Here is a 15,170-nt window from a genome sequence, read left to right as displayed (position 1 = left end):
CATGGCGATCGACGTGACGACGGCGCTGGCCGCGGACCCGACCGTGCGCGACCTGTCGTGGACCGAACGCGACGTGATGCTCTACCACCTCGGTCTCGGCGCCGGCGAAAACACCCGGGACTCCGCGGAACTGCGCTGGGTGTACGAGAAGGACCTGCGGGTGCTGCCGACATTCGCGCTCGTCGCGGGGCAGGGCATCTCGGCGGGCGACGTGCCCGCGGCCGGGCTGAGCCTGCCCGGCATCGACATCGACCTGCGCAAGATCCTGCACGGCGGCCAGTCGCTCACCGTGCACGCCCCGATCCCCACCTCGGGCGGCGCCCGGGTGTCCTCGCGGGTGGCCGACGTGTGGGACAAGGGCAAGGCCGCCGTCATCGTGCTCGAACAGACGGCCACCGACTCGGGCGGGAACCCGTTGTGGACCACGGGGATGCAGATCTGGGCCCGTGATGAGGGCGGGTTCGGCGGCTCCCCGGGACCCGAGTCGGTGGCCACGATCCCCGAACGGGAGCCCGACACGGTGCTCGTGTCCCGCACCGGGACGGCGCAGGCGCTGCTGTACCGGCTCAGCGGCGACCTCAACCCGCTGCACGCGGACCCCGAGTTCGCCGCCGCGGCCGGGTTCGAAAGGCCGATCCTGCACGGGCTCGCGTCGTACGGTGTGGTGTGCAAGGCCGTCGTCGACGGAATGCTGGACGGCGATCCCACGCGACTGCGCCACTACGCGGTGCGGTTCGCGGGCTCGGTGTACCCCGGCGACACCGTCGAGACCGCGGTCTGGCAGGAGGGCGACCGGCTCACCCTCCGCGCGACGTGCCCCGACCGGGCCGGGCAGCCGGTGCTGACCCAGGCGACGATGGAGGTGACAGGATGAGCGTCGGAACGCACCCCACGTTCGAGAACAGTCCGCCGGGAACGGTGCTCACGTCGCCACCCGACGGTTCCGCCGTCGACCGGGCGACCGGGGCCGCCCGGCGCGTGGTCGACACGCTGCTGCGCACCGACCGCGGCAACGCCAACCTCGAGCGCGTCGCGGAGGAGTTGAACAGCATCGCCGAGCACCTCGAGGAACACGCGCCCGCCGTCGCGGAGCGGCTCATCGACATGTGGAACGGCGAGGGCGTCACCCGGCACGACCCCGTCACCGGACCCGAGAACGCACTCGCACCGCCCCTGGTCCTCGAGGGACTGTCCGATGGATCGGTACAGGGCACCGTCACATTGACCATCCCGTACCAGGGGCCGCCCGGGCACGTCCACGGCGGCGTGTCCGCGCTGCTGCTCGACCACGTCCTCGGCGTCGCCAACGCCTGGGCTGGAAAGGCGGGCATGACAGCGCAGTTGAGCACCCGCTACCACCGCCCGACGCCGCTGTTCGAACCGCTCACCCTGACCGGGAAGCTGATCTCGGTCGACGGCCGCAAGATCACCACCGCCGGCGACATCCGGACCGCGGACGGCCAGGTGTGCGTCTCCGTCGAGGGACTGTTCGTCGACAAGACCGTGCCCCGCCCACGATGACCCCGTTAGAGGAGCAGACCGTGACGTCACCGCAGCGTTTCGAGAACAAGGTCGTCTTCGTCACCGGCGCCGCACGCGGGCAGGGTCGCGCCGAAGCCGTGCGGTTCGCGTCCGAGGGCGCCGACGTCATCGCGATCGATGCCTGCACCGAATTCGCGTCCACGCCCTATCCCGGCGCCACCCGGGACGACCTGGCCGAGACGGTTCGGCTCGTCGAGTCGACGGGCAGGCGGATCGTCGCGGCCACCGCCGACGTGCGCGACTTCGACGGCCTCTCGCGGGCACTGGCCGACGGCATCGACCGGCTGGGCCGCCTCGACGTCGTGATCGCAAACGCGGGCATCTGCTCGGGGGCGCTGTCGTGGGAGATCACCGCCGAGCAGTGGCAGGAGACGGTCGACGTCAATCTCACGGGAACATTCCACACCGCGAAGGCGGCGATTCCGTACCTGATCGAACAGGGTGAGGGCGGCGCCGTCGTCTTCACCAGTTCGGTGTCCGGGTTGAAGGGCACCCCGTTCACCGGGCACTACGTCGCCACCAAGCACGGCATCACCGGGCTCGCCAAGACGATGGCGAACGAACTCGGCGAGCACCGCATCCGCGTCAACACCGTGCACCCGGCCGGGGTCGACACCGGCATGAAGATGCGCGACCTGCACCCGCTCATCACGAAGTACGCGTCGACTCTCGGCTCGATCTACCAGAACACGCTGCCCTACACCATCACCCAGCCGGAAGACGTCGCCGCCGTCGTCGCCTGGGTGTGTTCCGACGAAGCGAAGTACATCACCGGGGCGCAGATCCCCGTCGATCTCGGCAACCTCATCCGCTGACGTTCGCCCCGTCCTTCCTCGCCCGAATGCCGCGCGGGTGCAGTTCGACTGCACCCCCGCGGCATTCGGCTGTCAGACGGTGATGTCGCGGCGGATCATCTTGCCGGTCGCGTTGCGGGGCAGCAGGTCCGTGCTGATCCGCCAGCGGGTCGGGACCTTGAAATACGACAGGCGATCAGCCGCGTAGTCCCGCAGTTCCGCCTCGGTGGCCGCAGCACCCGGTCGCAACACCACCACGGCGGCCACCTCCTGCCCCAGATCCTCGTGGGGTGTCCCGATCACCGCGCACTCGAGCACGTCGGGGTGCTCGTCGAGGCACTGCTCGATCTCGATGGGATACACGTTTTCGCCGCCGCGCAGGATCAGATCCGAGCGACGTCCGGTCAGCCGGAGGCGGCCGTTCTCGACGATCCCGAAGTCGCCGGTCCGGAGCCACCGGCCCGGGGCGATCGCGGCGGCGGTGGCGGCCTCGTCCTCCCAGTAGCCGAGCATCACGAACGGGCTGCGCACGCACACCTCACCCTCGACGCCGTCGGGCAGCCACTCTCCAAACGGGTCGCGGATCTCCATGCTCACGGTGATGATAGGCCGCCCCAGGGTGCCCGGGAACTGCTCGAGTTCGGGGGCGGTGGCCACGGCGATCGCGGTACTGCACTCGGTGAGCCCGTAGCTGTCGACGAGCGCGTTGCGCGCGAACGGCACCCTCTCGCGAAGACGTCCCTGGAACGCGACCGACGACGGCGCGGAGGCCAGTGAGAACGACGTGAGCGACGACAGGTCGTACCTGCCCAGGTTCTCGTGCTCCACCAGTCGGGACGCCATGGTGGGCACCGCGCCCCAGTTGGTGACGCGTTCCCGCTCGACGAGACGGAGCACGGCGTCGACGTCGAATCTGCCCTCGTGCATGACGACCGCCCCGCCCGTCGCCAGCCGCGGAATCACCAGATTGTGCAGGCTCGCGATGTGGAACAGGGGCGACGTCAGAAGGTAGCGGAGCGGACTCGGCACGTCGGGATCGACGGGCCGTCCACTGAATTCCCCGACCACGGCGTCGCTGAAGCGGTGGTAGTCGACGACGGCCAGGATGTTGCGCTGCGAGTGCAACGCCCCCTTGGGCCTGCCGCTCGTGCCGCTGGTGTAGAGGATGGCGGCGGGATCGTCCTCGTCGACGTCCGTGTGCGGCATCGGTGAACCTGCGTACCGCGCGAAGATCGCGGGTAGGTCCTCCTCCATCGTGAGGACCGGGACGTCGGCGCCGACCGCCGCGAGCGTCGCGGCGCGTTTCGCGTCGGCGATCACCACGGTGGGGCGACTGTGTGTCAGCCCGTACTCGACCTCCCGTGGAACCCACCAGCCGTTCAATCCGACGCTGATGGCGCCGAGCACCTGGGTGGCCCAGAACGCGACCACCCACTCGGGGGTGTTCGCGGCGAGGATCGCCACCCGGTCACCCTTGCCGACGCCGTGGTCCTCGCGCAGCGCTGTGGCCAGGGCCGCGACCGCGGCGGCGTGCTCGGTGTAGGACATCCGGCGCTCGGCGGTCACGACGTAGTCGCGGTCGCCCCACCTCAGTGACGTGGTGAGGAGTTCGCCGACCGAGCGTCCACGGTTCTTCATCACCGGCATCCGGGTGCCGAGCACCGGTTCCTCGACGAGCTCGAACCGTCCACCGGGTCCGGTGAGACGCGACATCACCTGATCCAGGTGCAACTGTGGATCTGTAGGGGCAGTCATCGGGTCGACCTTTCGTCCTCGGGCACTCGTACCGACACAAGATGGCACGCCGTGACGGGCGCCCGGACGTGGTTACCACTCAGCGAGACTGCCGCGATCCGTGCCGTCCCGGCGCCGTTACGTTCGACAGCGAATCGCAGCTGGAGGAACTCATATGACGATAGATCTCGACCCGCCCACCGTGAAGGTCGATCCGCTCGCCCCCGCCAAGCTCGGACCGATCACTCTGCGCAATCGTGTGATCAAGGCGGCGACGTTCGAGGGCCTGACACCGAAGGGTCTGGTCACCGACGAACTCATCGAATTCCACCGGCGGCCCGCCGCCGGAGGCGTCGGCATGACGACCGTCGCGTACTGCGCGGTCGCCCCGGACGGACGGACGTCGCCCGGCCAGATCCAGTGGACCGACGAGACGATGCCGGGCCTGCGGAAGCTGACCGACGCCATCCACGCCGAGGGCGCGGCCGTGTCCGCGCAGATCGGTCACGCGGGACCGGTCGCGGCCGCGAAGTACATCGGGTACCCCGCATTGGGCCCGTCCCGTGCCTTTCGGATGACGACGCAGAACTTCTCCACGCCGGCGTCGACGGCCGATATCGCCCGGATCGTCGAGGCGCACGCGAACGCGGCCCGCCGCGCGGTGGAGGCGGGATTCGACGCCGTGGAGATCCATTTCGGCCACAACTACCTGATCAGCTCCTTCCTCAGCCCGAAGGTCAACAGGCGCACCGACGAGTACGGCGGATCCCTGGCGAACCGCGCCCGATTCGCGCTCGAGACCGCCCGGGCCGTGCGGGACGCGGTGGGTGGCCGGATCGCGATCCTCGCGAAGCTGAACATGGACGACGGTGTGCCCGGCGGGTTCTGGGTGGACGAGGCCATTCAGGTGGCGCAGTGGCTCGAACGGGACGGTTCACTCGACGCGCTCGAGCTCACCGCGGGCAGTTCGCTGCTGAATCCGATGTACCTGTTCAAAGGCGACGCGCCGCTCCGCGAGTTCGCCGCCGTCATGCCGCAGCCGACGAAACTGGGAATCCGGTTGGTCGGCAAGCATTTCCTGAAGGAATACCCCTACCGCGACGCCTACCTCCTCGAGGACGCCCGGCAGATCAGGGCGGCCGTGACGATGCCGCTCGTGCTGCTCGGCGGCATCACCGGCAAGGCGACCATGGACCTGGCGATGGAGGAAGGCTTCCAGTTCGTGGCGGTCGCACGGGCACTGCTGCGGGAACCCGATCTCGTCAACCGGATCACGGACGAGACCCACAACCCCGGACTGTGCATTCACTGCAACAAGTGCATGACGGCGATCTACGGTGGCACCCACTGCGTGCTCCGCGTGCCGTGAACGTGACCACCGTGTCGACAGGAGAGCTGGAGTTGGAACGCACCACGATCGCCCGCATGCTGCTCGACCGGCTGGGCGACGACAGGCTGGGAATCCGCACCCGGGAACAGGATTGGACGTGGGACCAGGTGGTGCGCGAGAGCGCGGCCCGCGGGGCCGTCGCGTCCTCGCTGCGCCGCGGCGGACCGTTCCACGTCGGTGTCCTGCTGGATAACACCCCCGAGTTTCTGTTCTGGCTGGGCGGCGCGGCGCTCGCAGGCGCCACCGTCGTCGGCATCAATCCGACCCGCCGGGGGGCGGAACTCGCGGCGGAGATCCGGTACGTCGACTGCCAGCTGATCGTCACGGACACCGCGGGGAGGGCGCAGCTGGCGGGTCTCGACCTCGGGCTGTCCGAGGACCGGTTCCTGCTGGTCGACGATCCGGCCTACAGCGACCTCGTCGCGGCCCGTGCCGTGGAGAGTCCGGCCGAGGGTCCGGGGGTCGACCCGTCGACGCTGTTCCTGCTGCTCTTCACGTCCGGCACCACCGGCACGTCGAAGGCGGTGCGGTGCAGCCAGGGCCGCCTCGCCCGGCTGGCGTACGCGAACATCGCCAAGTATGGGCACGTGCGCGAGGACGTCGACTACTGCTGCATGCCGCTGTTCCACGGCAACGCGCTGATGGCGCTGTGGGCGCCCGCGCTCGCCAACGGCGCCACCGTCTGCCTGCCGCGCAAGTTCTCCGCGTCCGGATTCCTGCCCGACGTCCGGTTCTTCGGCGCCACGTTCTTCACCTACGTCGGCAAGGCGCTGGCGTATCTGATGGCCACACCCGAGCAGCCCGACGACCGGGACAACACGCTCGTCCGCGGTTTCGGGACCGAGGCGTCCCCGGAGGACAAGGCCGAATTCGTCCGCCGGTTCGGCGCCGAACTGTACGAGGGATACGGCTCGAGCGAGGGCGCCGGTTCGGTGACGCTCGACCCCCACGCCCCCGAGGGCGCGCTCGGCAGGCCCGCGAACGAGAACATCGTCATCGTCGACCCCGACACGCTTGCGGAGAAGGCCCGGGCGCGGATCGACGAGCACGGCCGGGTGCTCAACCCGGACGAGGCGATCGGCGAGATGGTCGACAAGGCGGGCGCGGCACGGTTCGAGGGTTACTACAAGAACGAGGACGCGATCGCCGACCGGATCAGGCACGGCTGGTACTGGACGGGCGACCTCGGGTACGTCGACGAGGCCGGCTTCATCTACTTCGCAGGCAGGAAGGGCGACTGGATCCGGGTGGACGGCGAGAACACGTCGGCGCTGATGGTGGAGCGGATTCTGCGCCGCCACCCGAAAGTGATCGCCACCGGCGTGTACGCCGTCCCCGATCCGAGGTCGGGGGATCAGGTGATGGCGGCCGTCGAGGTGTCGGACCCGGCCGATTTCGATCCGGTCGAGTTCGCCGCGTTCCTCGGCGGCCAGGACGACCTGGGCACGAAGGCGGCCCCACGATTCGTCCGGGTGTCGACGGACCTGCCGGTGACGGGATCGAACAAGGTGCTCAAGCGGACCCTGCAGGAACAGCGCTGGCGGTGCGACGATCCGATCTTCCGGTGGGTGGGACGCGGTGTTCCCGAGTACCACGAGATGACCGACAGTGAGAAGGCCGCGCTGGAGCAGGAGTTCCACACGCACGGCCGGCAACGATTCCTGCACGTGTGACGGTGAGGGTGACATGAAACTGGGTGTGGTGATTCCCGTCGAGCTGGGACGGGCCGGTGAGCCCGAGTGGATACTCGAATTCGCCAGGGCTGCCGAATCACTCGGATTCGACGAGATCTCCGCCGTCGAGCACTCGGTCGTCATCGCGGACACGGCGAGCGAATACCCGTACTCGCCCACCGGAAAGTCGCATCTGCCCGACGACTGCAGCCTCCCCGACCCCCTGGAACTGCTGTCGTTCGTCGCCGGTGCCACGACGACCCTGGGTCTCGCGACGGGAGTACTGGTACTGCCCAACCATCACCCGGTGGTGCTGGCGAAACGCCTCGCCACCCTGGACCGGCTGTCGGCGGGACGCCTCCGCATCTGCCTCGGTGTCGGCTGGATGCGCGAGGAGATCGAAGCCTGCGGGGGCGATTTCGACCGGCGGGGCGCGATCGCCGACGAGGCGATCGCGGTGATGCGGGCCCTGTGGTCGGGCACCGCCGCGGTCGACTTCGAGGGTGAGCACTTCTCCTTCCGCGGCGCCCAGAGCTGGCCCAAACCGCACCGGGACTCGGGAGTCCCGCTCTACATCGGTGGACACAGCCCGGCGGCCGCGCGGCGTGCCGGGCGGCTGGGCGACGGGTTCCAGCCGCTCGGCCTGGCCGGCGACGACCTCGACCGGGCGATCGCCCGGATGCGGGCGGCGGCAGCGGACGCCGGCCGCGATTCCGCCGACGTCGAACTCGTGCTGGGTGCCACGCTGCCGAGGCTGGACGAGGCCAAGCTCGCGCGGTCCCGGGACCTGGGCGCGAACCGGCTCGTGCTGTCGGCGTCCCGGCATGCGCAGTCCCTGGACCAGGTCGTCGACGAGATGGCCGTCTGCTCGGCCCGCCTGGGACTCAGTCCGGCACGGTGACCGGTACGTCCTCGCTGAAGTCGACGATCAGTTCGCGCCGGGCGAACCGCCAGCCGGAGTCGCCGAGCACGTATCGGTCGTGGTAGCGCAGCGCGATCCGGTTGTCACGGAATCCGTTCCGGCCGGAGTAGACATGGTGCGCGGTGCAGTACGTCTCGCCCGACGCCATCGGCCCGTCCACGTCGATCACCTGCTGGTGGACGACGTGCCGGGTGGCCTGCAGAGGGGAGACCGCGTCCACGACGGCGGACGCGAGCACGTCACTGCCGCGCAGTTCCGTCGCCGTCCCGGTGCCGGTCAACGCGGGCGGAAGGACGAACGTCGCGTCCGGGTCGAACAATGCCGCGAGCGTTGCCGCCTCGCGCCGGTCGACGGCCCGCGCGTAACGGGCGGTGAGTTCGGTGAGAGCGAATCCGGTGGCCATTGCACCATTTCAGCGGACGTGCGGCCTCCGCGACAGCCGCCTCCCGCTGACCGAGACAGCGGCTGTGCGGCGTGGGAGGCCTGGTTAGCGTCCAGAACACACGTGGCGACAGCCACGCACAGGCATGAGGAGATCGCCGATGGACTTGAGGGAATCGCCCGCGCAGCGGGAACTCCGGCGGGAATTGCGCACCTACTTCGCGGCGCTGCTGCCGGAGGAGACACGGCGGATTGCGGGTGAGGAGGGTGTCGGCGGCGAACACTTCCGCGACATCGTGCGGCTGCTGGGCAAGGACGGCTGGCTCGGTGTCGGCTGGCCGGTCGAGTACGGCGGGCAGGGCCGGTCGATCGAAGACCAGTTCGTGTTCTTCGACGAGGTGCAGCGGGCCGGGTTGCCGTTCCCGTTCGTCACCGTCAACACCGTCGGGCCCACGCTGATGAAGTACGGCACCGAGGAGCAGAAGGCGCGGTTCCTGCCCGGAATCCTGGCCGGCGACATCGTCTTCGCCATCGGCTACACCGAACCGGAAGCCGGCACCGACCTTGCCTCGCTGCAGACCCGGGCCGTGCGCGACGGGGACTCGTGGATCGTGGACGGCAACAAGATCTTCACCAGCGGCGCCAACACCGCCGACTACGTGTGGCTGGCGTGTCGCACCGATGCGGACGCCCCGAAACACAAGGGAATCTCGATCCTCATCGTGCCCACCGACGACCCCGGGTTCAGCTGGTCGCCCATCCACACCGTGGGAGGGCTGACGGTCACGTCGACGTACTACAGCGGGATCCGGGTCGGCGATCAGGACGTCGTGGGAGACGTCCACGGCGGGTGGCAGCTGATCACCGCGCAACTCAACCACGAACGGATCGGGCTCGCGGCGCTCGGCGGCCGCGCACTCGGCTTGTGGCACCAGGTTCTCGACTGGGCGCGGGAGAACGGCGCACTCGACATCCCCTGGGTACGGATGGACTTCGCGCGCACGCACGCGAAGCTCGAGGCGATGCGACTGCTGAACTGGAAGATGACCGCCGCCGTCGCTCGGGATCAGTTGTCGGGCGCCGACGCCGGCGCCACCAAGACGTACGGCACCGAAACCCACGTCGACGTCTACCGCACGCTGCTCGGGATCCTCGGCGCCGCGGGACGGTTGCGGCCGGGTTCGCCGGGCGCGATTCTCGCCGGCCAGATCGAACAGATCTCCCGGCAGAGCGTGGTGAACACGTTCGGCGGCGGCGTCAACGAGGTGCTCCGCGACATGGTCGGCACCCTCGGCCTCGGGCTCGTCCGCGAGAAGAGGGTGAAATGAGCGAACTCCTCACCCGGCTCCGCGCCTTCGAGGGGCGGACGATCGTCCCGGCCACCTGGGGTCCCGACCCGGTGAACACCCCCATGATCCGGCATTGGGCCGAGGCGATGGGCGACACGAACCCCGTCTACCTCGACGACGACGCCGCACGCGCCACCGGCCGCGGCGGTGCCGTCGCGCCGGCTCAGATGCTGCAGGTGTGGACGATGCGCACGTACGCCGACAGGATGTCCGGCGCCGACCCGTCACCGGTCTGGACGGAACTGATCGACACACTCGACGAGGCGGGATTCACGTCCGTCGTCGCCACGGATTCGGACCAGGAATTCTTCGCCGAACTGCGCCCCGGCGACAGGGTCAGCACGGCCGAGGTGGTCGAGTCCGTGTCCGTGGAGAAGCAGACCGGGCTCGGCGCCGGACATTTCGTCACGACCCTCAAGACGTACCGCAACGGCGACGGTGAGATCGTCGGCACCCAGCGGTGGCGGACACTCCGCTTCCGGCCCGCCGAACGGCCGGCCCCACGCCCCTTGCGCCCGCGGCCCGCCCTGAACGACGACAACGCCTTCTGGTTCGCGGCCGCCCGCGAGCACCGCCTGGTCATCCAGCGGTGCACGGGCTGCGGGGTGTTGCGGCACCCGACCGGACCGATGTGCGGCGAGTGCCGCTCCACCGACTGGGACACCGTCGATGCGTCGGGACGGGGCACTGTCTACACGTTCGTCGTCAACCACCACCCGAAGATCGACGCCTTCGACTACCCCCTGATCGTCGCGGTGATCGAACTCGAGGAGGGCACCCGGCTGATCGCCAACATGACTTGTGTCGAACCGGGGGACGTGCACATCGGAATGCCGGTGGAACTGGACTGGATCGACGCCGACCCCGAACTCACCCTTCCCGCATTCCGGCCTGTATTGGAGGACCACTGATGGATTTCACCTTCAGCGAGGAGCAGGAGGCGGTGCGCGGACTGGCCGCGGACGTGTTCGCCGCCAAGTCGCGACCCGAGCGACTCGAGGAGATCGAGTCGACCGCCGACCGGATCGACCGGGAACTGTGGCGCGAACTGGCCACCACAGGTCTGCTCGGCATCGCCCTGCCCGAGAACCTCGGGGGCGGCGGCGCGGGACTCGCCGAACTGTACGTGCTGCTCGAGGAGCAGGGCCGGACCGTCGCGCCGGTTCCGTTGTGGCCGCACGTGCTCGGCGCACTCGCGATCGCCGAGTTCGGGACGCCGGACCAACGGGGCGCACTGGTCCCCGCGGCGGCCGACGGCAGCGTGATCCTCACCGTCGGGCTCGAGGAGTTCGGACCCTGTGCGGACGGTGAACCGGCGACGGCGGCCCGCGAGGTGGACGGCCGGTGGCAGCTGCACGGAGCCAAGGCGGCGGTGCCGGTGGTCCACCTCGCCGAACACGTCCTCGTGTCGGCGACCACCCCGACCGGTCCGGCGCTGTTCCTGGTGGATCCGGGGACCGCGGGAGTGACTGCGCAGCAGGCGGAGTCGACGACCCGCGAGATCTGCGCGAATCTCGCATTCGACGCGGCACCGGCGGAAGCGGTCGGCCCGGCGGACGGCACCGCGGTGCGATGGCTGCTCGAACGGGCGGAACTCGCGGTCGCCGCCCTGCAACTGGGCGTGGGAGAAGGCGCGGTGCGCCAGGCCGTCACATACCTCAACGGGCGCACCCAGTTCGGTCGCCCGCTCGCGACATTCCAGGCCGTCACCCATCAGCTCGCGGACTGCTACATCGACCTCGAAGCCATGCGGGTGACGCTGTGGCAGGCCGTCTGGCTCCTCGGGAGCGGGGACGACCCGGGGACCGCCGTGACGGTGGCGAAATGGTGGGCCACCGACGGCGGCCAGCGGGTCGTCCACCGCACGCAGCACGTACACGGCGGAATCGGCGTCGACACCGGCTACCCGGTGCACCGGCACCTGCTGTGGGGCAAACAGCTCGCCGCGACGTTCGGCGGCGCCGGCTCCGACCTGGCACGTCTGGGCGCGCAGCTGGCGTCCGGGGCGCGGGTGGTCGCATGACCGCGACCGTGGGCGCCACGACCTACGAGACCGTGCAGATCGGCGACCGGCTGCCGGAACTGGTGATTCCGCTGACCCGCACCCTGATCGTCGCCACCGCGCTCGCCACCCGCGACTTCCAGGACGTCCACCACGACCCGGACCTCGCCGTGGAGCGGGGATCGAAGGACGTGTTCATGAACATCCTCACCACCAACGGGCTGGTGGGTCGGTTCGTCACCGACTGGGCCGGCCCGCACGCGTCACTGCGCCGCATCGCGGTGCGGCTCGGCGCCCCCAACTACCCCGGCGACGCGATGACCCTGACCGGTGAGGTGGTCGCGAAGGACGACGGCCTCGTCACCGTGAAGATCCGCGGCACGAACAGCCTCGGCGATCACGCCACCGGCACCGTCGTCGTCGCCTTCCCTGCGGGAGGAGACCGGTGACCAGCCCCCTGTCGGGCGCCGCCGCCATCGTCGGCATCGGCGCGACCGAATTCTCCAAACATTCCGGACGAAGCGAACTGCAACTGGCGTGCGAGGCGATCGTCGCCGCGCTCGCCGACGCGGGCATCGACCCGTCCGAAGTGGACGGACTGTCCACGTACACCGCCGAGACGAACGGTGAGGTACTCGTCGCCCGCAACACGGGCATCGGTGAGCTGAAGTTCTTCTCCCGCATCGGCTACGGCGGCGGCGCCGCGTGCGCCACCGTCCAGCAGGCGGCCATGGCCGTGGCAACGGGCATCGCGGACGTCGTCGTCTGCTACCGCGCGTTCAACGAACGGTCCGGTGTGCGTTACGGACTCGGGCAGCACGACCGACCGATGGACAGCACCGCGGACCGGGCCGCGTACGCCTGGCTCACGCCGCAGGGACTGTCGACCCCCGCCCAGTGGGTGGCGATGTTCGCCCGCCGGTACATGCACCGGTACGGCGCCACGAGCGAGGACTTCGGCCGGGTCGCGGTCGTCGCCCGCAAGCACGCCGCCGTCAACCCCGCCGCCTGGTTCCACGGGAGGCCCATCACCCTCCACGACCATCAGCAGTCGCGGTGGATCGCCGAACCGCTGCACCTGCTGGACTGCTGCCAGGAAACCGACGGCGGCCAGGCGCTCGTCGTGGTCTCCGCCGAACGCGCCAAGGATCTGCGCACCACCCCGGCGATGATCAAGGCCGCCGCGCAGGGGTCCGGGAAGGACCAGCACATGATGGCCAGCTACTACCGGCCCGACATCACCGGGATACCCGAAATGGGTCTCGTCGGCAGGCAACTCTACGGGCAGAGCGGTCTCGCGCCGGGCGACATCACGGCGGCGATCCTCTACGACCACTTCACCCCGCTCGTCCTGCCGCAACTCGAGGAACTCGGGTTCTGCGACCCCGGCGAGGCGAACGACTTCATCCGGGACGGCAACCTCGAGGTCGGCGGCCGCCTCCCGGCGAACACGCACGGCGGCCAGATCGGCGAGGCCTACCTGCACGGGGTCAACGGCATCGCCGAGGCGGTACGCCTGATCCGCGGAACGTCGACCACACAACCGGACGGCATCGGCAACGTGCTGGTGACCGCGGGCACCGCCGTGCCCACCAGCGGCCTGATCCTGGGCAGAGAGGACTGATCATGACGACAACCGAGCGCACGACGGCAGGAGCGTGGCGAGGCGCGGACCTCGGCACCCGCACCGTGAGGTACGACGAACGCGACGCCATCCTGTACGCACTGGCGGTGGGCGGGCGGGCCACCGAACTGGACCTCGTCTTCGAGGAGCGTCTGCGGGTGCTGCCCACGTTCGCTCTGACGCTCGCCCAGTGGGCGCCCGACGAACTGGGGTCGCGGGGCGCCTTCGACACGAAGACCGCGCTGCACGGCTCGCAGGAACTGACGGTGCTCGCGCCACTTCCGCGTCGCGGCGAGATCGAGTTGTCGGCGTCGGTCGGCGAGGTGTGGGACAAGGGCTCGGCGGCCGTGTTCGAGGTGCGCGTCGAGTCCGAGTTCTTCGTCGCCACCTGGTCGCTGTTCGCGCCGGGCGCCGGGGGTTTCGGTGGCGATCGAGGCCCCGCGAAACCGGCTCGGCCCGAGGACGAACCGGCTGTGGACGCTGTGCTGCAGACCGCGGAGAACCAAGCGGCGCTGTACCGGCTCACCGGCGACCGGCACCACATCCACATCGACCCGGCGGCGGCGGAGCGGATCGGCCAGCCCCGGCCGATCATGCACGGCCTGTGCACCCTCGCCGCGAGCGCATTGGAACTTGCGCGGGCGCTGGACGTCCACCCGGCCGACCTCGTCCGCCTGGAAGGGCGGTTCGCCGCACCGGTCTACCCGGGCGATGCGCCGACATTGCGAGCCTGGGGTGATCCGGGTGACGCGTCGTTCGAACTCGTCCAGGGCGACCGGCCGGTGATCGCCGGCGCCCGCGCCGCGTTCGGCTGACCGCACGGTCGTCTTCCGACGCCGAATGTCGCACCGGTGCGGGTCAACTGAACCGGTGCGACATTCGGTGTCGAGGTCAGGGGTGGGTCGCCAGGTACCGCGCCGGGTACTCGCCGCCGCCGTGGACGGCGAGATCGGCACCGTTCACGTACGACGCCTGCGGGCTCGCCAGGAACAGGCAGGCGTCCGCGATGTCGGACGGCACCGCCATCCGCCCCATCGGCAGGGTCCGGGTGACGGCGGCGCCACCGTCGTCACCGTAGACGGCCGCCGCGCCCGCCGTCCGGATCAGGCCCGTGGTGATGTGGTTGATCCGGACCTTCGGAGCCCATTCGAGCGCAAGCGCTTTCGTGAGAACCAGCAGTCCGGCCTTCGCGGCGCTGTACGCGGCGGTGCCGGGTTGCGGATCGTGGGCCGAGACGCTGCCGATGTTGACGATCGCGCCGCCGTCGGACTGCTGCTGCATCACCGCGTTGGCGGCCTGGGCGACGGTGAAGGGAGCCAGCAAGTTCAGCGCGACGATCTTCTCGACGAAGCGCGGCGACACGGTGGCGGCGTCGGCGTCGGGCGACCCGCCCGCGTTGTTGACGAGGACGTCGAGGCGGCCGAATCGTGCGACGGCGTCGTCTATCAGTCCGGCGGCGTCGGCGTGGTCGCGAACGTCGGTGGCGCGGAACGCGGCGGTGCGATCGCCGTGTGCGGGCAGGGTGTCCGGCACGGACCGTCCGCACACGAGCACGTTCGCACCCGCGGCGAGAAACGATTCGGCGACGACGAAACCGATGCCCTTGGTGCCGCCGGTGACGACGACGGAGCGGCCGGTGAAATCGAGAGGACGGGGATGTGTCACGGCGGAGACCTTCGGAGTGAGGAGCGCGGGGGAGACCCGGCGCTCGGCGGTGATCAGTGAATATGCACGACCAAGCAATTGCTTGGTCTCGATG

General features: G+C 69.8%; 15 protein-coding genes. 12 read left to right on the top strand and 3 right to left on the bottom strand.

Annotated features, from left to right (window positions below; translation table 11 throughout):
• Position 1 precedes the first annotated feature (1 nt).
• Genes ACFU5V_RS30465 through ACFU5V_RS30455 form a run of 3 tightly spaced genes read left to right on the top strand, consistent with a single transcriptional unit; the run spans position 2 to position 2,357 of the window.
• Positions 2-874, top strand: coding sequence for a MaoC/PaaZ C-terminal domain-containing protein (locus tag ACFU5V_RS30465; RefSeq protein WP_378703558.1), 873 nt, complete (start codon positions 2-4; stop codon positions 872-874).
• Positions 871-1,521 carry a PaaI family thioesterase gene (locus tag ACFU5V_RS30460; RefSeq protein WP_378703557.1) on the top strand — a complete coding sequence of 217 codons (651 nt, stop codon included), beginning with the start codon at positions 871-873 and terminating at the stop codon, positions 1,519-1,521. The genes ACFU5V_RS30465 and ACFU5V_RS30460 overlap by 4 nt, the downstream gene beginning before the upstream one ends.
• Before the next feature lie 20 nt (positions 1,522-1,541).
• Positions 1,542-2,357, top strand: coding sequence for a mycofactocin-coupled SDR family oxidoreductase (locus ACFU5V_RS30455; RefSeq protein WP_378703555.1), 816 nt, complete (start codon positions 1,542-1,544; stop codon positions 2,355-2,357).
• Positions 2,358-2,429: 72 nt separating this feature from the next.
• On the opposite strand, the gene ACFU5V_RS30450 is transcribed toward ACFU5V_RS30455, so the two are convergent.
• Positions 2,430-4,091 (bottom strand): class I adenylate-forming enzyme family protein, encoded by a 1,662-nt coding sequence (locus tag ACFU5V_RS30450; protein ID WP_378703554.1) that lies wholly within the window; start codon positions 4,089-4,091, stop codon positions 2,430-2,432.
• Between the two features lie 154 nt (positions 4,092-4,245).
• On the opposite strand from ACFU5V_RS30450, the gene ACFU5V_RS30445 reads away from it, so the two are divergent.
• The 3 genes from ACFU5V_RS30445 to ACFU5V_RS30435 are packed head-to-tail and all read left to right on the top strand — an operon-like array spanning position 4,246 to position 8,034.
• Complete coding sequence (locus ACFU5V_RS30445; protein WP_378703553.1) at positions 4,246-5,439, top strand: NADH:flavin oxidoreductase; 1,194 nt, start codon at positions 4,246-4,248, stop codon at positions 5,437-5,439.
• A gap of 26 nt (positions 5,440-5,465) precedes the next feature.
• The gene (locus ACFU5V_RS30440) at positions 5,466-7,133 is read left to right on the top strand and encodes an AMP-binding protein (protein ID WP_378703607.1); all 1,668 of its coding nucleotides are present in this window, start codon (positions 5,466-5,468) and stop codon (positions 7,131-7,133) included.
• A 13-nt stretch (positions 7,134-7,146) separates the two neighbouring features.
• Positions 7,147-8,034 (top strand): LLM class F420-dependent oxidoreductase, encoded by an 888-nt coding sequence (locus ACFU5V_RS30435; RefSeq protein WP_378703551.1) that lies wholly within the window; start codon positions 7,147-7,149, stop codon positions 8,032-8,034.
• On the opposite strand, the gene ACFU5V_RS30430 is transcribed toward ACFU5V_RS30435, so the two are convergent.
• Positions 8,018-8,458, bottom strand: coding sequence for a nuclear transport factor 2 family protein (locus ACFU5V_RS30430; RefSeq protein ID WP_378703549.1), 441 nt, complete (start codon positions 8,456-8,458; stop codon positions 8,018-8,020). The genes ACFU5V_RS30435 and ACFU5V_RS30430 overlap by 17 nt on opposite strands.
• Before the next feature lie 139 nt (positions 8,459-8,597).
• Here ACFU5V_RS30430 and ACFU5V_RS30425 point away from each other — a divergent pair, with 139 nt between their 5' ends.
• The 6 genes from ACFU5V_RS30425 to ACFU5V_RS30400 are packed head-to-tail and all read left to right on the top strand — an operon-like array spanning position 8,598 to position 14,226.
• The gene (locus tag ACFU5V_RS30425; protein ID WP_378703547.1) at positions 8,598-9,764 is read left to right on the top strand and encodes an acyl-CoA dehydrogenase family protein; all 1,167 of its coding nucleotides are present in this window, start codon (positions 8,598-8,600) and stop codon (positions 9,762-9,764) included.
• Positions 9,761-10,696 carry a bifunctional MaoC family dehydratase N-terminal/OB-fold nucleic acid binding domain-containing protein gene (locus ACFU5V_RS30420; RefSeq protein ID WP_378703545.1) on the top strand — a complete coding sequence of 312 codons (936 nt, stop codon included), beginning with the start codon at positions 9,761-9,763 and terminating at the stop codon, positions 10,694-10,696. Before ACFU5V_RS30425 ends, ACFU5V_RS30420 begins: the two co-directional genes overlap by 4 nt.
• Positions 10,696-11,808: an acyl-CoA dehydrogenase family protein gene (locus ACFU5V_RS30415; RefSeq protein ID WP_378703544.1), complete on the top strand. Its 1,113-nt coding sequence runs from the start codon at positions 10,696-10,698 to the stop codon at positions 11,806-11,808. The genes ACFU5V_RS30420 and ACFU5V_RS30415 overlap by 1 nt, the downstream gene beginning before the upstream one ends.
• Positions 11,805-12,236, top strand: coding sequence for a MaoC family dehydratase (locus ACFU5V_RS30410; protein ID WP_378703542.1), 432 nt, complete (start codon positions 11,805-11,807; stop codon positions 12,234-12,236). The genes ACFU5V_RS30415 and ACFU5V_RS30410 overlap by 4 nt, the downstream gene beginning before the upstream one ends.
• On the top strand, positions 12,233-13,411 hold the full coding sequence (locus ACFU5V_RS30405; protein ID WP_378703541.1) for a lipid-transfer protein: 1,179 nt from the start codon (positions 12,233-12,235) through the stop codon (positions 13,409-13,411). Before ACFU5V_RS30410 ends, ACFU5V_RS30405 begins: the two co-directional genes overlap by 4 nt.
• 2 nt (positions 13,412-13,413) lie before the next feature.
• Complete coding sequence (locus tag ACFU5V_RS30400) at positions 13,414-14,226, top strand: MaoC/PaaZ C-terminal domain-containing protein (protein ID WP_378703539.1); 813 nt, start codon at positions 13,414-13,416, stop codon at positions 14,224-14,226.
• A gap of 76 nt (positions 14,227-14,302) precedes the next feature.
• Here the strand turns inward: ACFU5V_RS30400 and ACFU5V_RS30395 are convergent, their stop codons facing one another.
• Positions 14,303-15,076 (bottom strand): SDR family oxidoreductase, encoded by a 774-nt coding sequence (locus tag ACFU5V_RS30395; RefSeq protein ID WP_378703538.1) that lies wholly within the window; start codon positions 15,074-15,076, stop codon positions 14,303-14,305.
• Between the last annotated feature and the right edge of the window lie 94 nt (positions 15,077-15,170).

Origin of the sequence: Rhodococcus sp. NPDC057529 (genome assembly GCF_042802055.1) — a bacterium.
Lineage (GTDB): Bacteria > Actinomycetota > Actinomycetes > Mycobacteriales > Mycobacteriaceae > Rhodococcus_F.
This window is presented reverse-complemented; position numbering and strand designations above follow the sequence as displayed.

Excerpts from the sequence above, each read along its gene's own strand:
- ACFU5V_RS30400 (WP_378703539.1), top strand. The coding sequence starts at position 13,414 with ATGACGACAACCGAGCGCACGACGGCAGGAGCGTGGCGAGGCGCGGAC.
- ACFU5V_RS30425 (WP_378703547.1), top strand. The coding sequence starts at position 8,598 with ATGGACTTGAGGGAATCGCCCGCGCAGCGGGAACTCCGGCGGGAATTG.
- ACFU5V_RS30435 (WP_378703551.1), top strand. The coding sequence starts at position 7,147 with ATGAAACTGGGTGTGGTGATTCCCGTCGAGCTGGGACGGGCCGGTGAG.
- ACFU5V_RS30445 (WP_378703553.1), top strand. The coding sequence starts at position 4,246 with ATGACGATAGATCTCGACCCGCCCACCGTGAAGGTCGATCCGCTCGCC.
- ACFU5V_RS30465 (WP_378703558.1), top strand. The coding sequence starts at position 2 with ATGGCGATCGACGTGACGACGGCGCTGGCCGCGGACCCGACCGTGCGC.
- ACFU5V_RS30460 (WP_378703557.1), top strand. The coding sequence starts at position 871 with ATGAGCGTCGGAACGCACCCCACGTTCGAGAACAGTCCGCCGGGAACG.
- ACFU5V_RS30420 (WP_378703545.1), top strand. The coding sequence starts at position 9,761 with ATGAGCGAACTCCTCACCCGGCTCCGCGCCTTCGAGGGGCGGACGATC.
- ACFU5V_RS30430 (WP_378703549.1), bottom strand. The coding sequence starts at position 8,458 with ATGGCCACCGGATTCGCTCTCACCGAACTCACCGCCCGTTACGCGCGG.
- ACFU5V_RS30450 (WP_378703554.1), bottom strand. The coding sequence starts at position 4,091 with ATGACTGCCCCTACAGATCCACAGTTGCACCTGGATCAGGTGATGTCG.
- ACFU5V_RS30415 (WP_378703544.1), top strand. The coding sequence starts at position 10,696 with ATGGATTTCACCTTCAGCGAGGAGCAGGAGGCGGTGCGCGGACTGGCC.
- ACFU5V_RS30410 (WP_378703542.1), top strand. The coding sequence starts at position 11,805 with ATGACCGCGACCGTGGGCGCCACGACCTACGAGACCGTGCAGATCGGC.